Source organism: Flexivirga sp. YIM B11880 (genome assembly GCF_058148645.1).
The window spans coordinates 38,520-62,208 of record NZ_JBMAMH010000004.1 but is presented as its reverse complement, the minus strand read 5'-3'; the positions used below and the strand labels follow the sequence as shown (position 1 = coordinate 62,208).

Annotated in this window: 19 protein-coding genes and 1 tRNA gene; 6 read left to right on the top strand and 14 right to left on the bottom strand. The window is 69.0% G+C overall.

Annotation, left to right across the window (positions count from 1 at the left end; genetic code table 11):
• Nucleotides 1-51: 51 nt before the first annotated feature.
• The 8 genes from ACN8HC_RS07870 to ACN8HC_RS07835 all read right to left on the bottom strand — a co-directional run bounded on the left by ACN8HC_RS07870 (nt 52) and on the right by ACN8HC_RS07835 (nt 10,028).
• Nucleotides 52-510 (bottom strand): flavodoxin family protein, encoded by a 459-nt coding sequence (locus ACN8HC_RS07870; protein ID WP_490074276.1) that lies wholly within the window; start codon nt 508-510, stop codon nt 52-54.
• Nucleotides 507-2,225 carry a malto-oligosyltrehalose trehalohydrolase gene (gene treZ / locus ACN8HC_RS07865; protein WP_490074275.1) on the bottom strand — a complete coding sequence of 573 codons (1,719 nt, stop codon included), beginning with the start codon at nt 2,223-2,225 and terminating at the stop codon, nt 507-509. Before treZ ends, ACN8HC_RS07870 begins: the two co-directional genes overlap by 4 nt.
• Nucleotides 2,222-4,630: a malto-oligosyltrehalose synthase gene (gene treY, locus ACN8HC_RS07860; RefSeq protein WP_490074274.1), complete on the bottom strand. Its 2,409-nt coding sequence runs from the start codon at nt 4,628-4,630 to the stop codon at nt 2,222-2,224. Before treY ends, treZ begins: the two co-directional genes overlap by 4 nt.
• Nucleotides 4,631-4,692: 62 nt before the next feature.
• A complete protein-coding gene (locus ACN8HC_RS07855; RefSeq protein ID WP_490074273.1) occupies nt 4,693-4,818 on the bottom strand; it encodes a hypothetical protein in 126 nt (41 codons plus the stop codon).
• Nucleotides 4,819-4,840: 22 nt separating this feature from the next.
• On the bottom strand, nt 4,841-5,857 hold the full coding sequence (locus ACN8HC_RS07850; protein ID WP_490074272.1) for a GNAT family N-acetyltransferase: 1,017 nt from the start codon (nt 5,855-5,857) through the stop codon (nt 4,841-4,843).
• A 49-nt stretch (nt 5,858-5,906) separates the two neighbouring features.
• Nucleotides 5,907-6,923 carry a CapA family protein gene (locus ACN8HC_RS07845; protein ID WP_490074271.1) on the bottom strand — a complete coding sequence of 339 codons (1,017 nt, stop codon included), beginning with the start codon at nt 6,921-6,923 and terminating at the stop codon, nt 5,907-5,909.
• Nucleotides 6,924-7,367: 444 nt separating this feature from the next.
• Nucleotides 7,368-9,566 (bottom strand): catalase/peroxidase HPI, encoded by a 2,199-nt coding sequence (gene katG, locus ACN8HC_RS07840; RefSeq protein ID WP_490074270.1) that lies wholly within the window; start codon nt 9,564-9,566, stop codon nt 7,368-7,370.
• Between the two features lie 24 nt (nt 9,567-9,590).
• Nucleotides 9,591-10,028, bottom strand: coding sequence for a Fur family transcriptional regulator (locus tag ACN8HC_RS07835; RefSeq protein WP_490074269.1), 438 nt, complete (start codon nt 10,026-10,028; stop codon nt 9,591-9,593).
• A 166-nt stretch (nt 10,029-10,194) separates the two neighbouring features.
• On the opposite strand from ACN8HC_RS07835, the gene ACN8HC_RS07830 reads away from it, so the two are divergent.
• Genes ACN8HC_RS07830 through ACN8HC_RS07820 form a run of 3 tightly spaced genes read left to right on the top strand, consistent with a single transcriptional unit; the run spans nt 10,195 to nt 14,293 of the window.
• Complete coding sequence (locus ACN8HC_RS07830; RefSeq protein WP_490074268.1) at nt 10,195-12,840, top strand: FtsX-like permease family protein; 2,646 nt, start codon at nt 10,195-10,197, stop codon at nt 12,838-12,840.
• Nucleotides 12,837-13,691, top strand: a complete 855-nt coding sequence (locus ACN8HC_RS07825) for an ABC transporter ATP-binding protein (protein WP_490074267.1) — start codon at nt 12,837-12,839, stop codon at nt 13,689-13,691. Before ACN8HC_RS07830 ends, ACN8HC_RS07825 begins: the two co-directional genes overlap by 4 nt.
• A complete protein-coding gene (locus ACN8HC_RS07820) occupies nt 13,688-14,293 on the top strand; it encodes an ATP-binding cassette domain-containing protein (RefSeq protein WP_490074266.1) in 606 nt (201 codons plus the stop codon). The genes ACN8HC_RS07825 and ACN8HC_RS07820 overlap by 4 nt, the downstream gene beginning before the upstream one ends.
• Before the next feature lie 33 nt (nt 14,294-14,326).
• Here ACN8HC_RS07820 and ACN8HC_RS07815 read toward each other — a convergent pair whose 3' ends face one another.
• The 4 genes from ACN8HC_RS07815 to ACN8HC_RS07800 form a co-directional block, all read right to left on the bottom strand.
• Nucleotides 14,327-15,838 (bottom strand): bifunctional phosphatase PAP2/diacylglycerol kinase family protein, encoded by a 1,512-nt coding sequence (locus tag ACN8HC_RS07815; protein ID WP_490074265.1) that lies wholly within the window; start codon nt 15,836-15,838, stop codon nt 14,327-14,329.
• 117 nt (nt 15,839-15,955) lie between these two features.
• On the bottom strand, nt 15,956-16,921 hold the full coding sequence (locus ACN8HC_RS07810; RefSeq protein WP_490074264.1) for a PDR/VanB family oxidoreductase: 966 nt from the start codon (nt 16,919-16,921) through the stop codon (nt 15,956-15,958).
• On the bottom strand, nt 16,918-17,130 hold the full coding sequence (locus ACN8HC_RS07805; protein ID WP_490074263.1) for a hypothetical protein: 213 nt from the start codon (nt 17,128-17,130) through the stop codon (nt 16,918-16,920). Before ACN8HC_RS07805 ends, ACN8HC_RS07810 begins: the two co-directional genes overlap by 4 nt.
• Complete coding sequence (locus ACN8HC_RS07800) at nt 17,130-18,194, bottom strand: Rieske 2Fe-2S domain-containing protein (protein ID WP_490074262.1); 1,065 nt, start codon at nt 18,192-18,194, stop codon at nt 17,130-17,132. Before ACN8HC_RS07800 ends, ACN8HC_RS07805 begins: the two co-directional genes overlap by 1 nt.
• A 105-nt stretch (nt 18,195-18,299) precedes the next feature.
• On the opposite strand from ACN8HC_RS07800, the gene ACN8HC_RS07795 reads away from it, so the two are divergent.
• The gene (locus ACN8HC_RS07795; RefSeq protein ID WP_490074261.1) at nt 18,300-19,097 is read left to right on the top strand and encodes an IclR family transcriptional regulator; all 798 of its coding nucleotides are present in this window, start codon (nt 18,300-18,302) and stop codon (nt 19,095-19,097) included.
• A gap of 64 nt (nt 19,098-19,161) precedes the next feature.
• Nucleotides 19,162-19,842, top strand: a complete 681-nt coding sequence (locus ACN8HC_RS07790; protein WP_490074260.1) for a Pr6Pr family membrane protein — start codon at nt 19,162-19,164, stop codon at nt 19,840-19,842.
• Between the two features lie 93 nt (nt 19,843-19,935).
• Here the strand turns inward: ACN8HC_RS07790 and ACN8HC_RS07785 are convergent, their stop codons facing one another.
• Both ACN8HC_RS07785 and ACN8HC_RS07780 read right to left on the bottom strand, forming a co-directional pair.
• Nucleotides 19,936-20,871 carry an alpha/beta fold hydrolase gene (locus tag ACN8HC_RS07785; RefSeq protein WP_490074259.1) on the bottom strand — a complete coding sequence of 312 codons (936 nt, stop codon included), beginning with the start codon at nt 20,869-20,871 and terminating at the stop codon, nt 19,936-19,938.
• A gap of 19 nt (nt 20,872-20,890) precedes the next feature.
• Nucleotides 20,891-20,966: transfer RNA gene (locus ACN8HC_RS07780), tRNA-Lys, on the bottom strand.
• A gap of 145 nt (nt 20,967-21,111) precedes the next feature.
• On the opposite strand from ACN8HC_RS07780, the gene ACN8HC_RS07775 reads away from it, so the two are divergent.
• Complete coding sequence (locus ACN8HC_RS07775) at nt 21,112-23,667, top strand: DEAD/DEAH box helicase (protein ID WP_490074258.1); 2,556 nt, start codon at nt 21,112-21,114, stop codon at nt 23,665-23,667.
• Nucleotides 23,668-23,689: the final 22 nt, after the last annotated feature.

The window sequence follows — 23,689 nt, the reverse complement described above, 5'->3', positions numbered from 1 at the left end:
GCCGTCACCCGAGTTTCTCCACCGACACTCGCCTCGTGCCGACGGTCGGTGTCAACTGCCGTCCGCGACCAGGGCGGCGAGGGTGCCGCCGAGCTCGGTGAGCGCCGCCCGCTGGTCGGCGGACTCGACGCGGAGGATCTCCACGGGCTCGGCGACGAGCCGCCACTCGAGGCCGGTGGCGACCGATTCCAGCGAACGCCGGGCGCCGGTGGTGTCGGACCGGCCGTGGATCCAGAAGGAGTAGGGACGCCGGGAGATCTTGCCGCGGGTGTCGTCGTAGGTCGAGTCGAACGCGTGCTTCATGGCACCCGACATGTAGCCGAAGTTCGCAGGTGTGCCGAGCAGATAGCCATCTGCGGTCAGGAAGTCGTCGACGGTGACCGACAGTGCCTCGACGACGTGTATACCGACCGGAGGCAGATCCTCATGACGGGCTCCCGCGAGCACGGCGTCGAGCAGCGAGCGCAGCCGTGGTGTGGGGGAGTGGTGCAGAACGAGCAACGTTCTCATTGTGGCGTTCTGACGACCGCCACCGAGTCCGGGCCGACGGTGACCGGCACGTCGTGGCCACCGGTCACGGTGCCGAACGCCGCCACGACCTCGCCGGGCAGCGCTGCGTCGTAGCTGCCGAGGTTGATCACCACCGCATGGTCGCCGCGCCGGGCGACGATGGTCATGCCGTCGCGTCGCACCTGCGTGACGTCCGCCTGGCGAAACGCCGCCGTCTCGCGCCGCAACCGGATCAGGGTGGTGTACCACTCCAGCAGCTGGGCGTGGTCACCCTCGGCGGGCTCCGTCCAGTCCAGTTTGGAATGAGCGAACGTCGAAACCGCTTGCGGGTCGGGCACCTCCACGCCCCAGCCGTGCGTCGAGAACTCCCTGCGCCGGCCCTCCGACACGGCCCGCGCGAGATCCGCCTCGTGGTGATCGGTGAAGTACTGCCACGGCGTCGACGCGCCCCACTCCTCGCCCATGAACAGCATCGGCGTGTAGGGCGAGGTGAGCAGCAGAGCTGCACCGCCGGCAAGGCGTCCCGGGCTGACCAGCTGGGAGAGCCGGTCGCCGGTCGCTCGGTTGCCGACCTGGTCGTGGGTCTGCAACGACGCGACGAAACGCCACGCCGGTGTGCGGTCGAGGTCCACCGGTCGTCCGTGGTGCCGTCGCCGGAAGCTGGACCACGTGCCGTCGTGGAAGAACGGTGTCCGGAGCACCTTGCCGAGGGCCTCCGGATCGGCGAAATCGGCATAATAGCCGTGGTCTTCGCCGGTCAACGTCACGTGCAGCGCGTGATGTATGTCGTCCGACCACTGACCGGTCAGACCCAGTCCGGCACCGGAGTCGTCCCGCGGAACCACCGTGCGCGGGTCGTTGCGATCCGACTCGGCGATCAGCGTCAGCGGCCGGCCGAGCTCTGCGGAGAGCTCGTCGACCCGGGCCGCGAGCTCTTCGAGGAAGTGCACGGCACGTCCGTCGTGCAGCTCGTGCACGGCGTCGAGGCGCAGCCCGTCGAAATGGAAGTCACGCAACCACATCAACGCGTTGTCGATGAAGTAGGCGCGCACCTCGTCGCTGTCCGGGCCGTCCAGGTTGACCGCCGTGCCCCAGGGGGTGGAGTAGTGGTCGGTGAAGTAGGGACCGAACTCGGGCAGGTAGTTGCCGCTCGGACCGAGGTGGTTGTAGACCACGTCCAGTAGCACGCCGATGCCGCGGGCGTGGCACGCGTCGACGAACCGCTGACAGGCAGCGGCCCCGCCATACACCTCATGGACGGCGTATGGCGCCACGCCGTCGTACCCCCAGCCACGAGTGCCGGGGAAGCACGCGACCGGCATCACCTCGACCAACGAAACGCCCAGTGCGGCAAGGTGATCCAGCTTCCCGATCGCGCTGTCGAAGGTGCCTTCGGGGGTGAACGTGCCGATGTGGAGCTCGTAGATGACCGCGTCCTGCATCGGCATCCCGGCCCAGTCCGCGTCGGTCCAGTCGTGGGAGTCCAGCTCGACGACTGCCGACCGCTCGTGCGGGCCGTCCGGCTGGGACAACGACCGAGGGTCGGGTCGCTCGTCCTCGGCGCCGTCGAGCACGAAGCCGTAGCGGTCACCCGGGGACGCGTCGGCGGTCGCGCGCCACCAATCACCGTCGCGCTGCATCGGCAGCCGCTGGTCGCGGAGCGCGAGCTCGACGTTGTGCTCGGCCTGGGGCGCCCAGACCGCGAAGCTCGTCATGACAGGTGCTCCAGGAGTGCCACCGGCGAGTCGCCGAGGACGTCAGCGACGGCGAGACTGCCGTCGCTGCTGAGCGTGCTGTCGGCGAGGTGATTGCGCCACTCACCGCGCGGCAGGTCGACCGTGGCGTCGGCCCAGCCGCCCGACCGCCCGAGCCGTGCCGGTGCCCGAGTCGCCAGGGTCACGAAGGTCTCGCGGCCGCCGCGACCGATCGCGCCGGTGAGGCGTCCGGGTGGGGCGGACCGGCTGAAGCCGAGGAGGTGCTCCGAGCTGGAAAGCACTGGACGGTAAGTGGATTCAGCGCCGAACGTGCGGGGATGCTGGCGCCGCGCGTGCAACGCCGCGGTCACGACACGCAGCTTCTCGGCGTCCAGCCCGGAGGCGTCCTCAGTCGTCAGCAGTTCGGCACGCGCGTCGAAGTCGACCGGCCGTCGGTTGTCCGGGTCGACCAGGGAGAGATCGACGAGCTCGGTGCCCTGGTAGATGTCGGGGACGCCGGGCATGGTGAGCTGCAGCAGCTTCGCGCCCAGCGTGATTGCCCGAATCGCGCTGCCGTTGCGGGCGATCGCCGTCGCGACGGCGTCGTGAACAGCCCCGTCAGCCGCCGCCGCGAGCGCGAGGTCGATGACCCGTTCCTCGTACGCCGGATCGGGATCGATCCACGTCGTCTTCAGATCCGCCTCGCGCAGGGCTTTCGCCAGATAACCGCGCAGGCGGTCGTCACTGATCGGTCCGGCGCCGAGCAGGGTCTGCCAGACGAAGTGAGCCGTGCGCGGATCGATCCCGGCCGACTTCGCAGCCTCGCTCGCAGCGCGTGAAACAGCCTGCCAGGCTTGCGGATCGCCCGCGACGGCGATGAGCCGGGCCCGGACGTCCTCGCTGCGTTTGGTGTCGTGGGTGGAGAGGGTGGTCATGGTGTGCGGCCACTGCGACTGTTGCTGGGTGCTCCAGGTGTGCAGGTCGTCCGCCGCGGACTCACTCACCCGGCTCGGATCGCTGCCGACCTCGTTCATGGCGATGAATTCAGCCCAGCGGTAGAAGGTCGTGTCCTCGATTCCCTTCGCCATCACCGGTCCCCACGTCTGCTGCAGTCGGACGCCGAAGTCCAGGGCCGACGGGTTGTCGTCGGTGAGCAGCGCGAGCGGCAGCAGCGCGTCGAGCTCGGCCTTCAGGTCGGGTCGCGCTGCGAGGGCCGCCGCGTGCACCTCCTCCAACAATTCGTGGGCGATGCTCGAGGTGCGGTGTCCCGGTCGTACGTAGGCGCGATAGACGGGGCTGGCCACCAGGAATTCGACGATCGCCTCGCGCAGCCGTTCCCGGTCCAGCTGGGGCAGCGCCTCCGCGGCCCGCCGGGTCAGCCGCTGCAGCTCGGGCTGCAGCGATCCACCGACCACCTGGCGTTTGGCAACGTCCACCGAATGCGCGTAGTCCGGGTCTCCACCGGTCGCCGTCCAGGTCGCGTGGAGGGTGGGAGCGGTGTCGGCATCGGTGAGCGCGGACTGCAGCACGCGCAGCGCGTCATACCCGGTCGTGCCGGCGCACTTCCAGCCGCGTGGCAGTGATTCGCCCGGTTCGAGGATCTTCTCGATCCAGACCTTCGTGCCCCGAGATCGCTTCTCCGACAGGCGTTCCAGATAGCCGGTGGGGTCGGCGAGGCCGTCCGGGTGGTCGATGCGGAAGCCGTCGATCAGCCCGTCGTCGTTCAGCTCCAGCAGCAACGCGTGGGTCGCGTCGAAGACGTCGTGCTCCTCGACGCGAATGGCGATCAGGGTGTCGACGTCGAAGAAACGCCGGTAGTTGAGCACCTCGTCCTTGGCGCGCCAGTGCGCGAGCCGGTAGTGCTGCCGCTCCAGCAGTTCGGCGACGTCGTCCGTGGTGTCGGTGCCGACGGAGAGCGGCCATTCGTGGTCGTAGTAACGCAGCACCGGCTCGTCGCCGGAGCGGTCGAGTTCGATCTCGCCCGCGGCGAGCACCTCGGGCAGCGGATTGCCGAGGAACGGCAACACGATCCGGCCACCGCCGGCCTTCCAGTCCACGTCGAACCAGTGCGCGGTGCTCGCATCGCGACCGTCCCGGAGCAGCTCCCACAGCTGCTTGTTGAGTGACTCGGGTGCCGTGATCGCCATGTGATTGGGCACCACGTCGACGATGATGCCGAGCCCCCGACTGTGGGCGGCGGTCGCGAACTGCTCGAACGCGCCGCGGCCGCCCAGCTCCTCGCTGATCCGGGAGTGGTCGACGACGTCATACCCGTGCATCGAACCCGGCGCCGCTTGCAGGATCGGCGAGAGATAGACGTGCGAAACCCCGAGCGCGGCAAGGTAGTCCAGTTGGGTCGCTGCATCCGCGAAGGTGAACCCTGCATGCAGCTGCAGCCGATAGGTGCCGGTCACGTCGCGAGCCATGGTCTCCATCATGCCTGCTCGGTCGTGGCGCTCGACCGGGGGAGGAGCCGCGGCGCAGTTACTCAGGCGGACGGTACCGAATCGCCCTCGTCGGTGCCGGTTAGCCGCACCAGGTGTGGTGGCAGCGCGATCCGGGCGTCGAGCACGGCGAAGAGTTCTCGCCGATCGGTGCCGCCTTGCTCGCGCACGCACACGCCACCAGACGGCGCGTCACGGACGCGTCAGCTGGTGCACACAACTGCTCGACGTGCGGACATAGCCCAGCTTCTCGTAGAGCCGTAACGCTCCGGAACGGTTCGCCGCGTCGACACCGAGACCGGCGGCTTGCATGCCGGATTCCCTGAAGCGGTGCATGGATTCGAGCAGCAGCGCTGCCGCGACGCCGCGACCGCGGTGGCTGCGCAGGACGCCCAGCAGGTCGGTGTAGCCCTCGGTGTGGCCCTGCGGCTCCCAGTCCTGCTCCCAGGCGAAGTTCATCGCCGCACCGATCACCCGGTCGGTCGCGTCGTCGATCGCCAGCACCGTCCATTCCGGGCGGAAGGCGTGCGAGTCGATGCCTTCCTGCCACATCTCCGGCGTGCTGTCGACGTGTCCCCAGTGGTCGCGGAACGCCTCGTCGGTCATCTGGTGCACCTCGGCGCTACGTGCCGGATGCCAGTCGGCGAGCCGGATGCCGGGGACCGTCGGTGCGGAGATCGGCGTGCCGAGCGGGCGCGACATCTCTAAGAAATAGCGTTCGACGGCGAGATCGTGTCGCGTCGCGAGGCGGCGTACATCCGCTTGATCGGTAGGTGCGTGGAGCCGCATCACCAGGGGTCCGAAATCGTCCCGGCGCGATGCCTCGTCCCAGGCCAGCCCGTGCGCGAGTTCCCATTGCAGGACGGCGGTTCCGATACCCTCCCGTCGCCGGTCCGGGTGAACAGCGCCGCCCAGGAATACGTTTCGTCGTTCGGTGACGGCACGGTTGCAACCGGACCAGGCGGTCGCGATCACCCGTCCGTCCGGATCGCGTCCGACGAGCGTGTCCTCCTCCGGCACCGAGCGAGGTGAGTCCCAGAACTCCTGGAGTATGACGAGCGACGTCCGCTCGGGTTTGGCGTCATACGTCTCGCACTCGGTGTAGAACGCCGCGATCGCCGGTAGGTCCTCGCGCTGGAAGGAACGCCAACGGATCCCGGGTAGGGCGTCCAGCGTGCGGCGCGCATCGGGCTCGGCGGGGAGCGGCATACGACCGATCCTCGAGGAGAGGACGACGCGGAGCAAGCGAATTTCGGCCTCAGTCCACCGGTTTCGCGCCACAGCTGTTGCCGCCGGAGGCGACGACGGAGGTCGTCCGCTCCCACGATGCCGGATCCGACGCCCTCGTCACGAGGCGTATGACGTAGCCGTGCGCCCGGTCGACCCGCGTGGGCTGGAACCGCTCGGTCGACGTGATGTGACCCGCGGCATCACGCCGGAACGTCACCAGTGCGATCATCCCGTCCTGGGCCGCCTGCGTCGACCGGGTGCCGCCATACGCGACGATGCCGGCGGTCTGATCCGACAGCGCGTTGCCCAGGCTGTAGTTGACCATCCGGCCGTCGACCCGCTGGCACGGCTGCACGACGTGCGGGTGGTTGCCGATGATGTAGTCGACGGTGCCGGACGACAACAGCTCACGCGCGAAACGGCGTTGTTCCGCAGTGGGTTTCGCGGCCTGCTCCTCGCCCCAGTGCATCGACAGGAGCACCAGATCCGCGCCATCCGCGCGCGCGGCGCGCGCGTCGGCCTCGATCCCGGCGACGCCGGTCACGTCATACACGTTGCGAGCGGTCCATGGTGCGGTGGCCGGGACGTGCCGGGTGTCGCCGACCGTGTTGTCCAGCGTGTAGGAATAGGACAGCTGCGCGATGGTGAAGCCCTTCGCCCGGTAGAACGCCGGCTGTCCGGGATGGGTCGCGTCCGACGCGGGCCCGGCCGCCTGGAGGCCGGCCGCGGCCATGATCCTGCGGGTGTCACGCACTCCGGCGAGGCCCTGGTCGAAGGTGTGGTTGTTCGCCGTGCTGCATCCGTCGAAGCCGGCGTCGCGCAGGCCGGTCGCGAACGCCGCTGGTGCGCCCATGACGAAGCCGTGACTCAGGTTGCCGCCGGTCGCGCCGAGCGGAGTCTCCAGCTGACAGATGGCGACGTCGGCGGACCGTATGACGGGCGCGACCTGCGCGAATATCGGCCCGAAGTCCCAGCCGCTGCCGCTCCGCGCCGCGGCCAGCACCGCCGGATGCGGGATCTCGTCGCCGGAGACGGCGATCGTCACGGAACCGGGCTGCACCTTCGCTCGAGGCGTCGAACTCGACGCGGCGGGGGATGGCGACTCGGACTCGACCGAGGCCGCCGCGGAGGACGAGGCGGTGCCCGTCGAGGTGGCCGTCACGGCAGACGGCGCAGACGTCGCCGGAAGCGATCGCGCTGGCCCGCTCGACGAGCTCGAGCAGCCCGCGAGCGCGACTGCCGCGGCTGCCAGCGCGGTGATCGACAGCTTGCTCCGGGATGGCCACATGGGCCGAGAGCGTAATCCACCTCGGGTTCCGCCGACCGGAGCACTCAGCGAGAGGTCAACCTACGGACGGAGGGGACACAAACGACGCGAGAGGACCAGCAAATCAGTGCGATTTGCTGGTCCTCTCGGTGCGTAACGTGTCCGCTCGATCCGCAACCGGTCCGCTCGATCAGGAGCGGACCGGGCCGAGCCGGGCGCGGGTCAGCGACGCACGTCGAACCGGTCGTTGTCCATGACCTTCGCCCACGCGGCGACGAAGTCGTTGACGAACTTCTCGGCTGCGTCGTCGGAGGCGTATACCTCGGCGACCGCGCGCAGCTCGGAGTTGGCGCTGAACGCCAGGTCGGCACGGGTGCCGGTCCAGGTCTGGCCGTCGGGTCCGGTGCCGACATAGGTGCCGGCCTTGTTGCCCGGCTGCCAGTCGGTGGTCATGGCCAGCAAGTTGACGAAGAAGTCGTTCGTCAGCAGGCCCTCCCGATCGGTCAGCACACCGGCCTTGTTGCCGCCGGTGTTGGCGCCGAGCACCCGCAGACCGCCGAGCAGCACGGTCATCTCCGGCGTCGACAGGTTGAGCAGGTTGGCCCGATCCACCAGGTGGTACTCGAGCGGTGCCTTCGGCTCCGTCTCGACATAGTTGCGGAACGCGTCGATCTTCGGCTCGAGGTAGCCCATCGACTCGACGTCGGTCTGCTCCTGGGTCGCGTCGCCGCGGCCCGGCGTGAACGGCACCTGCACGTCATACCCGGCGGCCTTGGCCGCCTGCTCGACGCCCAGGTTGCCGGCGAGGACGATCGCGTCGGCGACGGAAACGCCTGTCGCAGCAGCGATCTGCTCCAGCTTTGCGACGACCGGACCGGTGACACCCGGGTCGTTGGCAGCCCAGCCCTTCTGCGGCTCCAGGCGCAGGCGCGCACCGTTGGCGCCGCCGCGCTTGTCCGAGTTGCGGTAGCAACCGGCAGCCGCCCAGGCGGTCTTGACCAACTCGGAGACCGAGAAGCCGGCGTCGGCGATCTGCTGCTTGGCGGCGGCGATCGCGTCGGCGCTCGGTGCCTCGGCAGCGGGGATCGGGTCCTGCCAGAGGAGCTCCTCGGCCGGCACCTCGGGGCCGCGGTAGCGGGTCACCGGACCCATGTCGCGGTGGGTCAGCTTGAACCATGCGCGAGCGTAGGCGTCGGCGAACGCCTCCGGGTCGTCCAGGAACCGCTTGGAGATCTTGCCGTACTCCGGGTCGAAGCGCAGTGCCAGGTCAGTGGTCAGCATGCGCGGTTCGCGCCGGCCGTCGCCCTGCGACTCCGGCACCATGTCGGCACCGCCGCCGTTGACCGGGCGCCACTGGTTGGCGCCGGACGGGGACTTGAACAGCTCCCACTCGTAGCCGTAGAGGATGTGGAAGAACTCGTTGTCCCAGCGGGTCGGGTGGTAGGTCCAGGTGACCTCGAGGCCCGAGCCGATGGCGTCGATGCCCTTGCCGCTCTTGTATGACGACTTCCAGCCCAGCCCGTTCTGCTCGAACGGCGCCGCCTCCGGCTCCGGGCCGACCTGCTCAGCGTCGCCCGCACCGTGGGTCTTGCCGAAGGTGTGACCACCGGCGATCAGCGCGACGGTCTCCTCGTCGTTCATCGCCATCCGGCCGAAGGTCTCGCGGATGTCGTGCGCGGCCAGCAACGGGTCCGGGTTGGCATCCGGGCCCTCCGGGTTGACGTAGATCAGGCCCATCTGCGTTGCGGCCAGCGGGTTTTCGAGGTCACGCTCGCCGGAGTAACGTGCGTTGTCGCCCAGCCACTCGGTCTCGGCGCCCCAGTAGACGTCGTCGTCCGGCTCCCAGGTGTCGACGCGGCCGCCGGCGAAGCCGAAGGTCTGGAAACCCATGTCCTCCATGGCGACGTTGCCGGCCAGGACGATGAGGTCGGCCCAGGACAGGGACTTGCCGTACTTCTTCTTGACCGGCCACAGCAAGCGGCGGGCGCGGTCGAGCAGCACGTTGTCCGGCCAGGAGTTCAGCGGTGCGAACCGCTGCTGACCGGCGCCGGCACCGCCCCGGCCGTCCTGGATGCGGTAAGTGCCGGCGCTGTGCCACGCCATACGGACCATGAGCGGGCCGTAGTGACCGAAGTCGGCCGGCCACCAGTCCTGCGAGGTCTTCATGGTGTTGACGATGTCGGCCTTGACCTCGGCCAGGTCGAGAGCCTCGAAGGCCTTCGCGTAGTCGAAGTCCTCACCCAGCGGGTTGGCAACCGCCGGGTTCTTGGCCAGGATCTTGAGGTTGAGCCGCTGCGGCCACCACTGCTGGGTGGCGTCGCCCTGCGCCGGCTGCACGAGTTCGTGCATCACCGGACACTTGCCGCCGCCCGCGTCGCTGTCGTTGATCTCAGCCAGTGGCTGCTCTTCGGTGGTGCTCATGGCGTCCTTTCGTAGCAGCGAGCGTCAGGCCCGCTCGGATGAAATCCGTTGGGTAGTAACACAGTCGGGGCAGTAGCCCCAGTAGATGACCTCGGCCTCGTCGATGACGAACCCGTGGTCGTCCGATGCTTCGAGGCACGGTGCCGCGCCGACCGAGCACGCGACGTCGACGACCATGCCGCACGACCGGCACACCAGGTGGTGGTGGTTGTCGTCCCGCCGGATCTCGTAGCGAGCCGGGGATCCGGAGGGACGGACACGGCGCACCAAGCCGGTCTCGGTGAACGTGTTGAGGCAGTCGAAGATCGCCTGCCGAGAGACGGTCGGCAGGGCGTCGTGGACGGTCTCGGCGAGCGTTGCCGAGTCAGCGTGCGGGTTGTCGCGCACCGCCTCGAGCACGGCGACCCGCGGTTTGGTCACCCGCAGTCCGGCCTCGTGCAAGCAGCTCTCGAAATCGGCCATGCCGCCAAGCCTTGAGCATTATTTGGACTTAGTCAAGTTTAAAGTTGGCTGGGTGGGAAGGTAACGATTCTGTGGCCCTTCGAGCCGATCCGCCGCGGGCGCCGCTGTGCCATCGATAGGTTTGCGAAGCGGAGGGGCGGATGCTTTCGGTGACTGGTGGGGCGGTATGACGGGGCTCGCGGCGATTGCGCGGCGGCATCGGTTCGGCCACGCGATCCTGTTCACGGTGGCGGTGTGCCTGCTCGTGGCGACCGCGGCGGTCGATCCGCTGTTGGCGCGGTCGTTCAGCAATGCCTTGGTGTCGTTCCACGAGAACGAACAGGGCATCATCGGCAGTCAAGTGGTGCTGGAGTCCGGCGGGGGGGTGCTCGTCCCGCTGCAGCGGATGGAGCAGGCGGTCGACCCGCGGGTGCGTGCCGTCACCGGGCCGCCGACGGAGTCGACGGCGGTCAACATCACCGACCTGCCCGACGGTGTGCTGGTGCGACTGCAGTCGACGCACGACCAGTGCGCGCACGTGCACCTCGTCGAGGGCCGCTGCCCGACCGCACGCAACGAGGTCATCGTGTCGCGCGCGGCGGCGGGCCAGGCGCCGCGGCTCACGGTCGGTGCTCGCATACCGGTCGTCGGTGCCTACCTCAATGACTACCAGCAGCTGAACCCGCGCAAGACCCTGCACGTGGTCGGTATTTTCACCGCGTCCACCGCCGACCCCTTCTGGGGTGGCGCGGCGGTGGGCGGTTATGTTCCGCCGCCACCCCCGCCGGCGATCCCGGGTCCCTCGGAGTACTGGCTCACCCCCGACGCGACGTTCGCCGGCACGGTGCCGGCCCACCCCCTGCCGCCGACGCAGGACGCGCCGCCGTCGGTCAGCTGGCTCGGCATCTCGCACACCGTCTCCTATCCGGTGGACGCCGCGAAGCTCACGCCCGACACCTTGGCGAGCGCGGTTGCCGGGATGCACCCGACCCAGCAGAAGGCGGGCGACGCCGTCACGATCCTCGAATCACTATCGTCCGTGTATGACGCGACGCGTGTCGACCTCGAGCAGGTGGGTCAGATCCTGCCGTTCCTCTTGCTGCAACTCGGCATCGTCCTGCTGATCCTGCTGGTGCAGGTGACGTCCTACTTCGCGACGGTGCGGCGAGGCGAGGCCGCCGTGTTGAAGATGCGTGGCAACGGCACTTCCGGAGTGGTGCGGCTGGGGGCTCGGGAGTTCTTGCCTGCAGGGGTCATCGGCGTGGTGAGCGGGCTTGCACTCGCGTATGTCGTGGACGGTCTGGTCCGTCACCTCTGGCTGCCGGGAAGCGCTGCGGCTGCATGGAATTGGGCGTGTTTGGTGGTTGCGGTGGTCGTCGCGTCGCTGGCCGGTGTGGTGTGGTTCCTCTGCTGGTGGCTCATGGCCCGGGAATCGATCAGCGCACTCTTGCGGGCGCGTCCGCCGCGTCGTCGCGGCGTGCGGCTGTCGACGCCGGCGGCGGTGGTGGGCGTCGTCTGCCTGGTCGGGGTGGTGCTGACCGCGACGAAGAATCTCACCGGTGCGCCGGTGCAGGTGACCCCGGTGCTGTTGGCCGGCCTGGTGGCGATCGTTGTCGGCGCGCTGCTGTCGCCGGTCGCTGCCCGACTCGTGCGTGGCCTGCTGGTCCGGCGGCGGCCCGCCGGTGCGCTGGCGGTGGCGCAGTTGGGTCGCCGAGCGGGGGCCGTGACGGCGCTGACGACGGTGATCATCACCTCGGCGCTGTTCGCTCTCAGCGTGAGTGTCTTTGCACGGGGCGCGGAGAACCGCGCCGCACGTGCCGCGGCCGATCTCGGTGCGCCGGCTCTCGTCCATGCGACGGTCGGCGCCGGAGCGGTGAACGGCCAGTCCCTGATGGCTGCGGTCAACTCCGTCGATCCGCATCATCGGCTGTTCACGCCGTCGGTGGAGATCAATGCCTCGTCGCCGACGAGCAACGCGATCGTCGGGGTCGTTCCGGTGGACATGGAGCGCATCGGGCTGCGTACCGGTTTGCCGGCTCCGGTGCCGTGGACGGCGCTCGGGGCCGGTGGTTCGGTGTCGGAGCCGAACGCGCTGGTGGCCACGTGGACGACGAACGCTGCTGTGGGATCGACGGTTTCGGCTCCGACGATGGCCGATGTCGATGGTGATTATCGCGTCGTGGGTGCAGCGCCATACATTCCCGGGGTGGGTGCGCGCACGATCGTGGTGGACCTGAAGACGATGCTGCGGGCGGGCGACCGGCAGGACAATCTGTCGTTCCAGGTCTTTTCGGCGACGCAGGACGCGAAACAGCTGGCTCGGTTGGGAAACGCGTTGCGCAAGGCCGGGTTCGGGTCCACGGATGTCCGCACCATCCGCCAGGCGCGGGCCGGGTATGACGCGACGGCGACCGCGTGGGCGATGAACCTCAGCATTGTGGTGTCCGCCGTGGCGGTACTGGCGGCGCTGACCAGCGTGGTGCTCGTCGCGGCGGCGTCACGGGCCGACCGGCGGCGCGACTTGCGGGCGTTGCGCACCGGTGGTGTGCCCGGGGCAGTGTTGCGGCGGGCAACGGTCGGCGAGTTCGTGCTGCTCGCGCTGACCGGCAGTGTGATCGGCGTATTGACGGCTCCGGTGGCCGCGTGGCTGACCGGTCGGACGATGTTGTGGTGGTCGACTCCGCCGGACCAGCCGGTCACCCGGACCGGTTTCCAATGGCTTTCGGGCACAGTCGCTGCGGCCGGGCTGATCGTGCTGCTGGTCCTGGTCGCCGCGGCCTTCGGCACCCAGCTCGTCCGCGCCGCCCGCAGCGACGGAAGGAGCACCGCATGACGACGCTGGAGCAGAGCACGCCTGTCGTGAGTGTCGAAGGGTTGGTGCAGATCTACCGGCTGGAGGGTCAGGACGTCGCCGCACTGTCCGGCGTCAACCTGATCGTGCACCCGGGCGAGGTCGTCGCCCTCGTCGGACCGTCCGGGGCCGGGAAGTCCACCCTGCTCAGCGTGCTCGCCGGGCTGACGCCGCCGAGTGCCGGCCGCGTTCGGGTGGCGGGCCACGAACTGAGCGGCACCGAGGTCGGCCGGCTCGACGACGTGCGTGGGACGGACCTGGCGGTGCTGCTGCAGGACGTGAACCGCAACCTGTTGCCTTATCTGACCGTGCGGCAGAACGTCGAGCTCGGCTGGCCCGACCGGCTGCGGGACCGCATCGCTGTCGATGAGGCGCTGGATCTGGTCAGGCTTGCTCCGGAGCTGAGACCCCAGCCCTTGCAGGCCATTTCGGCTGAGGCGCGGCAACTGACGGCGATCGCCGCCACGATCGTGACCAGGCCGAAGGTACTGTTGGCCGACGAGCCGACGAGCAGCCTGGCGGGACCCGCGGTGCATGCGATCACCGACGCCATCCTCCGGGTCAACGAGGAATTCGGCACGACGGTGATCGCCGTGACGCACGACCTCGACGTCGCCACCGCCCTGGATGCGCGCGTCATCACCATCCGCGACGGCCGTATCCGGATGGACGCCCGCGGCGGGGACACCCAGGTGATGGTGCGCGACGACGCCATACCACTGCCCGACGACGTTCTCGGACAGTTTCCGAACGGCACCCCGGTCACCATCGAGCCGGGTGGTGATCCGGGCACGTTCGTCGTGCGCCGAGCGGTAGGAGGCGGTCCGGCATGATCCGCCTCGCCGGGGTCACTGCTGAAACACCGCAGGGTGCAATCATCTTCAGCGATCTGGACCTGGAAGTCGCCGACGGTCAGCTGGCGATCGTCAGCGGGCACGCGGGCAGCGGGAAGTCGGCGTTGGTCGATGTATGTCGCGGCGCGCTGCTTCCGGTGTCAGGGACCGTCGAGATCGACCCGTCCGGGTGCGCCGTCGTCACGCAGGACTACGAGTTGTGTGAAACCCTCACGGTCGTCGAGAACATCATGCTGCCGCTCGTCGCCCGCGGGGTCGAGCACGCGCGCGCCACCAAGCTGGCGGCCGGTGCCTTGCACCGCTTCGGTCTGGACCCGATCGCCGAGCACCTCATCGACGAGATCTCCGGCGGTCAGCGGCAACGGGTTGCGGTGGCGCGGGCGATCGCGGACGAGCCCGCCGTGATCGTCGCCGACGAGCCCACCTCCGCGCTGGACGCGGAGAACCGCGCCGTCGTGCTGAACGAGCTGCGGCGGGCCGCCGACAATGGCGCGTCGGTGCTGATCACCACCAACGACACGCAACTCGCCACCGACGCGGATGCGTCATACGTCCTGAGCAGCGGGGCCGGCGCCGTGTGACCCGCTCGGCGAAACGGGCCGGCAGGACCACGGTCAGAGGACGCCGTCGTGCCGGTAGACCGTGAGCGCTCGCCGATCGACGCGCAACTCGAGCACGTCGGCCTCCTCGGCGAGTTCGCCATCGCGTGCGATCCGCACCGGGCCGCCGTCGATCACCTCGATCCGCAGCGACGGAGCGTGGATCTCGTGATAGCGCTTGTGCCGGGCGAGCCGGCCGGTGAGCATCGCCGCGAGGATGGTCAGCGTCGCACCGAGACCGGACGCGTCGAGCATCCGCAGGTCCAGCAGGCCGTCGTCCAATTGCTCGCGGAAACTCGGCGCGAAACCGTGCGGTTGGTACTCGCTGTTGCCGAGGAAGAGCAGGTCGACCTCGGCAGTGCGGTCGTCGAACCGCACGGTGACGGCGCGCGACCGCAGCAGGGTCCGCGCCCCGGCATACACGGCGGCGAGCGGCTTGCCCATGCGCTTCTCGTTCCGTTCACGGATCGCGACGAAGTCGGTGTAGGCGCCGATGCTTGCCGTGTTGAGGAAGAGCTCGTCGTTGAGATAGGCGAGATCGACCTTGCTGGCAGTGCCCCGCTTGACGGCCGCGATCGCCGCGCGCAACGGGTAGGAGCCGGCGTCCTTGGCGAAGTGGTTGAACGTGCCCGCCGGGAAGACCGCCAGCGGCACATCCGCGTCGCGGGCTGCCTTTGCCGCGGTGCGCACCGTGCCGTCACCGCCCGCGACGCCGAGCACCGCTGCGTCGGCTGCAGATTCACGCATCACCGTCTTAAGGTCGTCGTCTTCCGCGAGTTCGACGATCCGTGCTTCCGGCAGCTCCTCCCGGACCTTTGCCAGCACCCGCTTTCCCTCGCCGCTGTGCGCCGCTGGGTTGACCACGAGGACCAGACCGGACCCGGTCGGCCGCGGCTCCTGCTGAATGACGTCAGGGCGCCGTATGACGGGCGGCGGTCCCGCAGGCGGCACCACGCGCGCCCCCAGCTGTGCGACCACGGTGCCGAGCAGCCAGCCCGCGGCCACGTCCGACGGGTAGTGGGTGCCGGTGGCCACGCGGGAGAACCCGACCAGGCCCGCGAGGGTGCGCAATGGCACGGACAGCACCGGCATCTCCAGCGCGACCGCCGTGGCGAACGCCGCGGCGCTCGCCGCGTGCCCGCTGGGGAAACTGGTCGACGTCGGCTGACGTCGAGCGAGCCGACTGAGCGGTACCGAGCTGATCGGCGGCCGGGATCGCCGATTTGCTCGCTTGGCAACCTGATTCGCGACCAGGCTGGTGGCTGCGATGGACACCACTCCGCGCACCGCTGCCCGCTTGGCGCGACGGTCACGTGTCGCGCCGAGCGCCCCGGCGATACCCAGCCACAACAGCGAGTGATCCGCCGCGGCGGTCAAGCGGGGCATGACCTTGTCGATGGAGGAACTGCGCGTGGCGGCCAGCGCCTCGAAGAGCGACACATCGACGTCGTGGATGTCCCGCATGATCTGCCTGGTCCGGTCGAGCACGGGATCGTTCCCCTCGTTGTGGCGAAGTTGTCCCGTCATACTCGCCCATCCGAAGGCGCCACGAGCGCACGGGCGCGCTTCCGAGTTCAAACCTTGACGACCGGAACCTGGGCCGACGTGGTGAGCGCGGCGCCGTGCCGCTCCAGCGGCCCCGCCTCACAGGTCCAAGGTGAGGCGCGGGCAGGCGGCACGTGAGACACACACGAACATGACGTCGTTCGCGGCGCGTTCTGCGTCGGTGAGGAGTGAGTCACGATGATCAACCTCGCCCGCGAGCACGCCGGTCTCGCAGGTGCCGCACGTGCCCTCGGTGCAGGAGGAGAGGATGTCCACGCCGGCCTCTTCGAGCACCGACAGGACCGACCGTTCCGGCGGGACCGTCAAAATGCGGCCGGACGAGGCCAGTTCGACCTCGAAGCTGTCGTGCCGCTGCGGCTCGCCCTGTTCCTTGGGTGCGAAGCGCTCCACGTGCAGTGAGCCGGGCGGCCAGCCGGCGCAGTGTTGTTCGACAGCGAGCAGCAGCGCCTCGGGGCCGCAGCAGTAGACCAGCGTGCCGTCCGCGGGCTCGCCGAGCAGCTCGCCCAGGGGCAAGAGCCCGGTCTCGTCCTGCGGAAGCAGCTGCACCTGCTCGCCGTACGCGGCCCGCAGCTCCTCGGCATACGCCATGGACGCGCGGGTCCGTCCGCCATACGCCAGAAGCCACTGCGAGCCCGCCTCCTGTGCTGCGGCGATCATCGGCAGCAGCGGGGTGACCCCGATGCCACCGGCGATGAAGACGTAGCGCGGTGCGGGGGACAGCGCAAAATGGTTGCGCGGTCCGCGAACTCGCACGAGATCACCTTCGTGCACCGCATCGTGCAGGTATGCCGAGCCGCCGCGGCCGTCGGACTCGCGCAACACCGCCACCCGCCATACCGATCGATCGTGCGGCTTACCGCACAGCGAGTACTGTCGGGTGAATCCGCCTGCCATCACATCGATGTGTGCGCCTGGTGCCCAGGAGGGCAACTCGGTCCCGGCGGGCGCACGAAGCACCAACTCCCGCACCCCGTCGGCGGGTGTGCCGACCTTCTCCACCGCGAGATCGAGCTCGATCTCCGGCATCGCAGAGTGTGAGTTCATCCGGATTCCCCGTGGGTGTCAGGGTGAGCGAGCAGCCACGTCCACAGCTCGATCGGGTCGTCGGCCGACTGTGCCGCGCCGCACCAGCAGTGGCCCACCAGCAGATCGGTGTTCAGCTGCGAGACCACGCGGAAGACGTGGTGGCCGTCGAGCATCCGGTGCGGTGCCGGACCCGGCACGCCACCGGACGTGTCCTGCGGGGCGGTCATCACACGCCCACCGGTGCTTCTGCCACGGTCGCCTCGTCGCCGGCAGCCCGTTGCTTCTTCAGCAGCCGGCGCGCCGCCAGGCCACCGGTGTCGATGTTGATCGACAACTCCTGATAATGCTCTTTCTCGCCTTCGACCACGACCTCCAGCAGGTCGAGCGCCTCGACGTCCTGCAGCACGACCGTGCGGTTGTTCTCGGCGAGGAAGTCGGACACGCCCTGGTCTTCGAGCGCGAAATCCCTTGCCACCATCCAGAAGTCGTGAGTCGAGTGTTCCGTCTCCGGCGTGATCGCGTAGACGACTTCCACATGGAACGCCTGGTCGTCCGGGCCGCTTTCCGGCGGCAGGACGCCCACCGGGGCGATCCGGCTGTGCAGCAGGTAGAGGCACGGCGGGTGGTATTCGATGTCCTGCCAGCGGGTGATCCGGCCCTCGATGCCGGTCGATTTCGCGTAGAACGGCGGGCATTCCGCGTCGTCCATGTGCCGGCTGACGTAGATGACGGCCGCATCCTCGTCCACCTCCGTGGTGATCGGCGTCTCGGCGACCTCCGGGGTGCCGATGTAGCCACCGTGCAGGTAGGTCTCGTGGGACAGGTCGAGCAGGTTGTCGACGAGCAGCTCGTACCGCGCCCGTAGCGGCTCCATGCCGCGCACGGTCGTGTATGACGGCGAGTCCAGCCACGGCGCACGTGGGATCGTGATCGCATCGGCGCGGTCGTCGTCACCGATCCACACCCAGACCAGGGAGTCCTGCTCGACGATCCGGAACGCGGGCACCCTCGCCGTCCGCGGGATCCGCTTCTGGCCCGGCGCGGCCAGGCACTTCCCGCCCTGGTCGTAGGTGAACCCGTGATATCCGCAGATGATCGTGTCGTCGACCAGGTGGCTCTGCGAGAGCGGGTATCGCCGGTGCACGCACCGGTCCTCGAGGGCGACCACCTCGCCCTCAGTGGTGCGGTAGAAGACGAGCGGCTCGCCGCAGATGGTCCGAGCGAAGAGCTCGTGCCCGATCTCGGCGGAATAGGCGGCGACATACCACTGGTTGCGGGGCCAGGTCGGCATCCGGGTTCTCCTTCGGAAAGCGTGCGGTGTCCCACGACTCTGCTGCGCCGCGGCTGTGACGTGGCACACTGTTTCCGGTCACCGGAAGACAAGACAGGTTTCTTGATGGCCGCGTCCGATCCGCCGCGCTCGCTGAGCAGCAAAACGCTCGACCTGCTGGCCGCATTCAGCGTGCGCCGACCTCGGCTCACGCTCTCCGAACTCAGCCGCGCCGCCGGGATGTCGCTGACCACTACCCACCGGATCGTCACCGATCTGGTCACCTGGGGTGCGCTCGAGCGCTCTCCCGACGGCCACTACGAGGTCGGTCTGCGGCTGTGGGAAGTGGCGGCGCTCGCGCCGCGTGGCGTGCCGCTCCGCGAGGCGGCGTTGCCGGTGATGGAGGACCTCTATGAGAGCACCCACGAGAACGTCCAGCTCGCCGTGCGCGAGGGTCTCGAGGTCGTGTATGTCGAGCGCCTCGCCGGGCGCGGCGCCGTCCGGGTGCTCACCCGCGTCGGCGGCCGATTCGCCTTGCACGCCACAGGTGTCGGGCTGGTGCTGCTGGCACACGCGCCCGACGACATACAGCACGAAGTGCTCGAGAGCGAACTGCGGCGATGGACCGAACACACGGTGACCGACCCCGTGCGGCTGCGCTCCGTGCTGGCCGAGGTTCGCCGCTCGGGTATGGCGGTCAGTGACCGGCAGGTGACGACCGACGCAGTGTCGGTGGCGGCGCCCATCCGCGGCGGCGACGACACCGTCGTCGCGGCGCTCTCCGTGGTGATGCACACGGATTCCGCGCTCACGCCGCTCGCTGTGGGCACCGCGGTGCGGGCGGCGGCGCGGAGCATCTCGCGCAGCCTCGGCGCGACGTCGGCGCGCACCGCCCCGGCCGGTGCCCGGCGCACGCCCGGCTGACGAGGGAAAGCGCTCTCCGCGCGGTGCCCACCGTCATACCCCGCCGACGTCTACCGTGATGCTCGTGACCGCCGACGAACGCGTGCAGAGGACCGACCCGGACGTGCGCACACCCGGGATCGCGCAGGCACACGCCGCAGTGCGGCTCCTGGTCGCGGCCCTCATCGTCGTGACGGTGATCGCGCAGCTCGTCGAGGCGCTCGGCCGCCCTCAGCCGGCCACGGCCGGAAACTTCTTCAGTTACTTCACGATTCAGTCCAACATCATCGTCGCGGTGGTGCTCGGGATTGCTGCTGTCATCCAGCTGCGGGGACCGGAGCCTCGCTGGCTCGATCTCACACGGGGTGCGGCGACCGTCTACATCTCGATCACCGGCGTGGTCTATGCGTTGTTGCTCAGCAACATCGACGTGAACACACCACTGCCGTGGGCGAACGTCGTGTTGCACTACCTGGTGCCGATCGCCATGGTGATCGACTGGCTGCTCGACCTGCCGGCGCGCACCATCCAATTCCGTTCCGCCGTCGGCTGGCTCGCGTATCCGCTCGCCTACCTCGCCTACACGTTGCTTCGCGGCCCGCTGGTCGGCGACTGGTATCCCTACCCGTTCCTCAACCCGGACCCGCACGGCTACGGCTACGTGGCGGTGATGAGCGTGTGTGTCGCGATCGCGGCCGCGGTCTTCGTCGCACTCGTCGCGGGGGCGACCCGGCTGCCGGGCCGGATGGTCAGCTCGGGGTCGTGAGCGCCGACTGTCGGCGGTGTTTCGGACAACGCACCTGTAGGACCGGTCCTCATGGTTCTCGGCTCGTGACCACGATCGACACCCGGCGACCTCTCAATCGAGATGGGCTTCGACGAAACCGATGATCTCCGCCGCGACCTCGTCCCTGATCGGCGGTTCGTTGTGCACCTCGTGCCGGTAGCCGGTGTAGACCCTGGTGCGCACATCACGGTTTCCGCTGTCCCACAGCCGGTTTGCGACGTGATAGGCGCCCTCGCCGTAGTTCGCGACCGGGTCCTGGTCGCCGGCGAGAATCAGCACGGGCAGGTCGTTCGGGATCTTGGCCGCCCAGTCGTCGGCGTTCGCCTCGGCATAGAGGTCGAGGAAGTCGCGCAAGAAGCGCAACGTCATCGGCACACCGAACCGGTTGAGCGGGTCGACGGCGTGGTCGGCCACGACGTCGCGGTCGGCGGCCACCCAGTCGGTCGGGCCCCGCACGTCGTCATACCGATCGACCGTGCCTGCGAAGAGCGCCGGCATGAAGTCGTCCGCCACACCCGTGCCGTCGGTGTCACCGATCGCGGCCTCGACGTCGGCGACCGAGATCCGTTCCGGACCGCGCATCTGGGCGGCGATGCCGCCGAGCACCAGCACGTCGACGTGGTCGGGATGGCGCGCGGCGTACGCGCGAGCGATCATCGAGCCCCAGCTGTGCCCGAAGAGCACGTAGGGCAGGCCGGGGTATGCCGCGAGCGTCTTCTCCCGCAACGTCGCTTCGTCCTCGACGACGGCGGTCAGGCCGTTCTCGCCGCTGTCCGCCCACACCCCGGACGCCATGGCCGTCGCCCCGTGCCCGACGTGGTCGTCGGCGCACACGACGAATCCCGCGTCCAGTAGCTTGCCGATGAGTCTCAGGTAACGACGCGAATGTTCGCCCAGGCCGTGAACGAGGTGGACGATCGCGCGCGGCGGGGTGGCGGGTGCGTAGATCCACGCCTTGATCGCGTCGCGGCCGTTGTGGGACGGGAAATCGAATTCCGTGAGCGCCATACCAGGACGCTAGCCATAGTGGTGGGCCCCGCGGGGCTCGAACCCGCAACCTACGGATTAAAAGTCCGCAGCTCTGCCAATTGAGCTAGAGGCCCTCGTGCTTGCGACGGTAAGACTAGCCATGGGCCGGCGGGAGCGTCACATCGGCATACTGCCGACGTCGGGTATGCCGAGCGCGCGCCATACCGCGCGATGTGCCGGGCGGCGGCCACCGACGGCGCCTGGGAGGATGGCCGGACCATGAATCTCTACGACCGCCTGCCGGACGCCGACGACCCGGACGAGACGTACTCCCGGTTCGTCGAGTGGGCGGGGGAGCGCGGCCTGACGCTCTACCCGCACCAGGAGGAGGCGATCATCGAGCTGCTCGCGGGCGCCAACGTCATTCTTGCCACGCCCACCGGGTCCGGAAAGTCGATGGTGGCAACGGCGGCGCACTTCGCCGCACTCGCCGGCGACCGGGTCAGCTTCTACACCGCTCCGATCAAGGCGCTCGTGTCGGAGAAGTTCTTCGCGCTGTGCGAGATCTTCGGCGCCGACAACGTCGGCATGTTGACCGGCGACGCCTCCGTCAACGCCGACGCGCCGGTCATCTGCTGCACGGCCGAGGTGCTGGCCAACATCGCGTTGCGTGAGGGCCGGCACGCGGACGTCGGCATGGTCATCATGGACGAGTTCCACTTCTACTCCGAGCCGGAACGCGGCTGGGCGTGGCAGGTGCCGCTGCTCGAGCTGCCGCAAGCCCAATTCGTCTTGATGTCAGCAACGTTGGGCGATGTCACGACCTTCGAGGAGGAACTCACCAAGCGCACCGGACGCCCGACCGCCACGGTCGCCGGGACCGAGCGACCGGTGCCGCTGGCGTTCACGTGGGCGATGACGCCGCTGCACGAGACCATCGAGGAGTTGCTCTACGCCAAGGAAGCGCCGGCGTATGTCGTGCACTTCACCCAGTCCGCGGCGCTGGAGCAGGCCCAGGCGCTGATGAGCGTCAACATGCTGAGCAAGATCGAGAAGGACCGGATCGGCGAGATCATCGCCGGCTTCCGCTTCTCCGCCGGCTTCGGCAAGACCCTCAACCGGTTGGTACGCCACGGGATCGGCGTCCACCATGCGGGCATGCTGCCCAAATACCGGCGGCTGGTCGAAACGCTCGCCCAGGACGGGCTGCTGAAGGTCATCTGCGGCACCGACACCCTCGGAGTCGGCATCAACGTGCCGATCCGCACCGTCATCTTCACCGGTCTCACCAAGTTCGACGGGACCCGCCAGCGGCTGCTCAAGGCTCGCGAGTTCCACCAGATCGCCGGCCGCGCCGGCCGCGCCGGCTTCGACACCAGCGGCACCGTCATCGTGCAGGCCCCCGAGCATCAGATCGAGAACGCCCGGGCACTCGCCAAGGCCGGTGACGACCCGAAGAAGCTGCGCAAGGTGCAGCGCAAGAAGCCACCCGAGGGGTTCGTCAACTACACCGAGGAGACCTTCGAGAAGCTGGTCCACGCCGACCCCGAGCCGCTGCAGTCCCGGATGCGGATCACGCACTCGATGCTGCTGAACCTCATTGCCCGGGAAGGCGATCCGTATGCCGCGGTGCGCGACCTGGTCCGCGACAACCACGAGGATCCGCGTCGCCGCAGGCGGCTCGCAAAGCGCGCGATCACGCTGACCCGTGAGCTGATGACGGCGGGTGTTGTCGAGCGGCTGCCCGAGCCGCTCCCGGACGGGCGCGGTGTCCGGCTGGTGGCCGACCTGCAGGACGGCTTCGCGCTCAACCAGCCGTTGGCGCCGTTCGCGCTCGCCGCTCTCGACGTGCTCCCCGATCCCGAGAATCCGGACACCGACCAGCTGACCCACGCCCTCGACGTCGTGTCGGTCATCGAATCGATCCTGGAGGACCCGCGCGCGATCCTCTTCGCCCAGCGGCGCAAGGCCCGCGGGGAGGCGGTTGCGCAGATGAAGGCCGACGGCATCGACTACGACGAACGCATGGAACTGCTGGAGGACATCACCTGGCCGCAACCCCTCGCCGGCCTGCTGGACGCGGCGTTCGAGACCTACCGGACACATCAGCCGTGGGTGGGGGAGCAGGCGCTCTCGCCGAAGTCCGTCGTGCGCGAGATGTACGAAAACGGTTGGAGCTTCGGCGATCTGGTGCGCTACTACGAGATCGCCCGCTCCGAGGGCATCGTGCTGCGCTACCTGTCCGACGCCTATCGCACGCTGCGGCAGACCGTGCCGGACAACGCCAAGACCACCGAGCTGGACGACCTGATCGAGTGGCTCGGCGAGGTCATCCGGCAGACCGACTCCAGCCTGCTGGACGAGTGGGAGGAGCTGGTCAACCCGGCCCTGCACGAAGAGCGGCAGGCCGCGCTGGTGCACACCCCGCGATCGATCACCACCGGCAAGGCGTTCGGCATCCAGATCCGGCGGGGCATGTTCCACCGGCTGCAGCTGGCGGCGCGACGGGACGTGGCTGCGCTCGCTGAGCTGGAGCGGTCCGTCGCCGCGTCCACCGATCCGCGGACCGAGATCGTCATGGACGAATCCGCTTGGGAGGACGACCTCTCTGCCTACTACGCCGACCACGACGAGATGCGCACGGACGCGGACGCGCGTGGCCCGGCATACCTGCGCATCGAGCGCGGCGGCAAGGACAAGTGGCAGGTGCGCCAGGTCGTCGACGATCCTGAGGGCGACCACGATTGGGGCATCGATGCGGAGGTCGACCTCGCCGCCAGTGACGCCGCCGGGCAGGCGGTGATCGTCGTCCTCGGCCTGAACCGACTCGATTAGGTTCGTCGCTTACGGTGGAAGG

Bases quoted from the DNA above. Each gene is read 5' to 3' on its own strand.
- ACN8HC_RS07870 (WP_490074276.1), bottom strand. From the start codon at position 510: ATGAGAACGTTGCTCGTTCTGCACCACTCCCCCACACCACGGCTGCGC.
- treZ (WP_490074275.1), bottom strand. From the start codon at position 2,225: ATGACGAGCTTCGCGGTCTGGGCGCCCCAGGCCGAGCACAACGTCGAG.
- treY (WP_490074274.1), bottom strand. From the start codon at position 4,630: ATGGCTCGCGACGTGACCGGCACCTATCGGCTGCAGCTGCATGCAGGG.
- ACN8HC_RS07850 (WP_490074272.1), bottom strand. From the start codon at position 5,857: ATGCCGCTCCCCGCCGAGCCCGATGCGCGCCGCACGCTGGACGCCCTA.
- katG (WP_490074270.1), bottom strand. From the start codon at position 9,566: ATGAGCACCACCGAAGAGCAGCCACTGGCTGAGATCAACGACAGCGAC.
- ACN8HC_RS07835 (WP_490074269.1), bottom strand. From the start codon at position 10,028: ATGGCCGATTTCGAGAGCTGCTTGCACGAGGCCGGACTGCGGGTGACC.
- ACN8HC_RS07830 (WP_490074268.1), top strand. From the start codon at position 10,195: ATGACGGGGCTCGCGGCGATTGCGCGGCGGCATCGGTTCGGCCACGCG.
- ACN8HC_RS07825 (WP_490074267.1), top strand. From the start codon at position 12,837: ATGACGACGCTGGAGCAGAGCACGCCTGTCGTGAGTGTCGAAGGGTTG.
- ACN8HC_RS07820 (WP_490074266.1), top strand. From the start codon at position 13,688: ATGATCCGCCTCGCCGGGGTCACTGCTGAAACACCGCAGGGTGCAATC.
- ACN8HC_RS07815 (WP_490074265.1), bottom strand. From the start codon at position 15,838: ATGACGGGACAACTTCGCCACAACGAGGGGAACGATCCCGTGCTCGAC.
- ACN8HC_RS07810 (WP_490074264.1), bottom strand. From the start codon at position 16,921: ATGAACTCACACTCTGCGATGCCGGAGATCGAGCTCGATCTCGCGGTG.
- ACN8HC_RS07805 (WP_490074263.1), bottom strand. From the start codon at position 17,130: ATGACCGCCCCGCAGGACACGTCCGGTGGCGTGCCGGGTCCGGCACCG.
- ACN8HC_RS07800 (WP_490074262.1), bottom strand. From the start codon at position 18,194: ATGCCGACCTGGCCCCGCAACCAGTGGTATGTCGCCGCCTATTCCGCC.
- ACN8HC_RS07795 (WP_490074261.1), top strand. From the start codon at position 18,300: ATGGCCGCGTCCGATCCGCCGCGCTCGCTGAGCAGCAAAACGCTCGAC.
- ACN8HC_RS07785 (WP_490074259.1), bottom strand. From the start codon at position 20,871: ATGGCGCTCACGGAATTCGATTTCCCGTCCCACAACGGCCGCGACGCG.
- ACN8HC_RS07775 (WP_490074258.1), top strand. From the start codon at position 21,112: ATGAATCTCTACGACCGCCTGCCGGACGCCGACGACCCGGACGAGACG.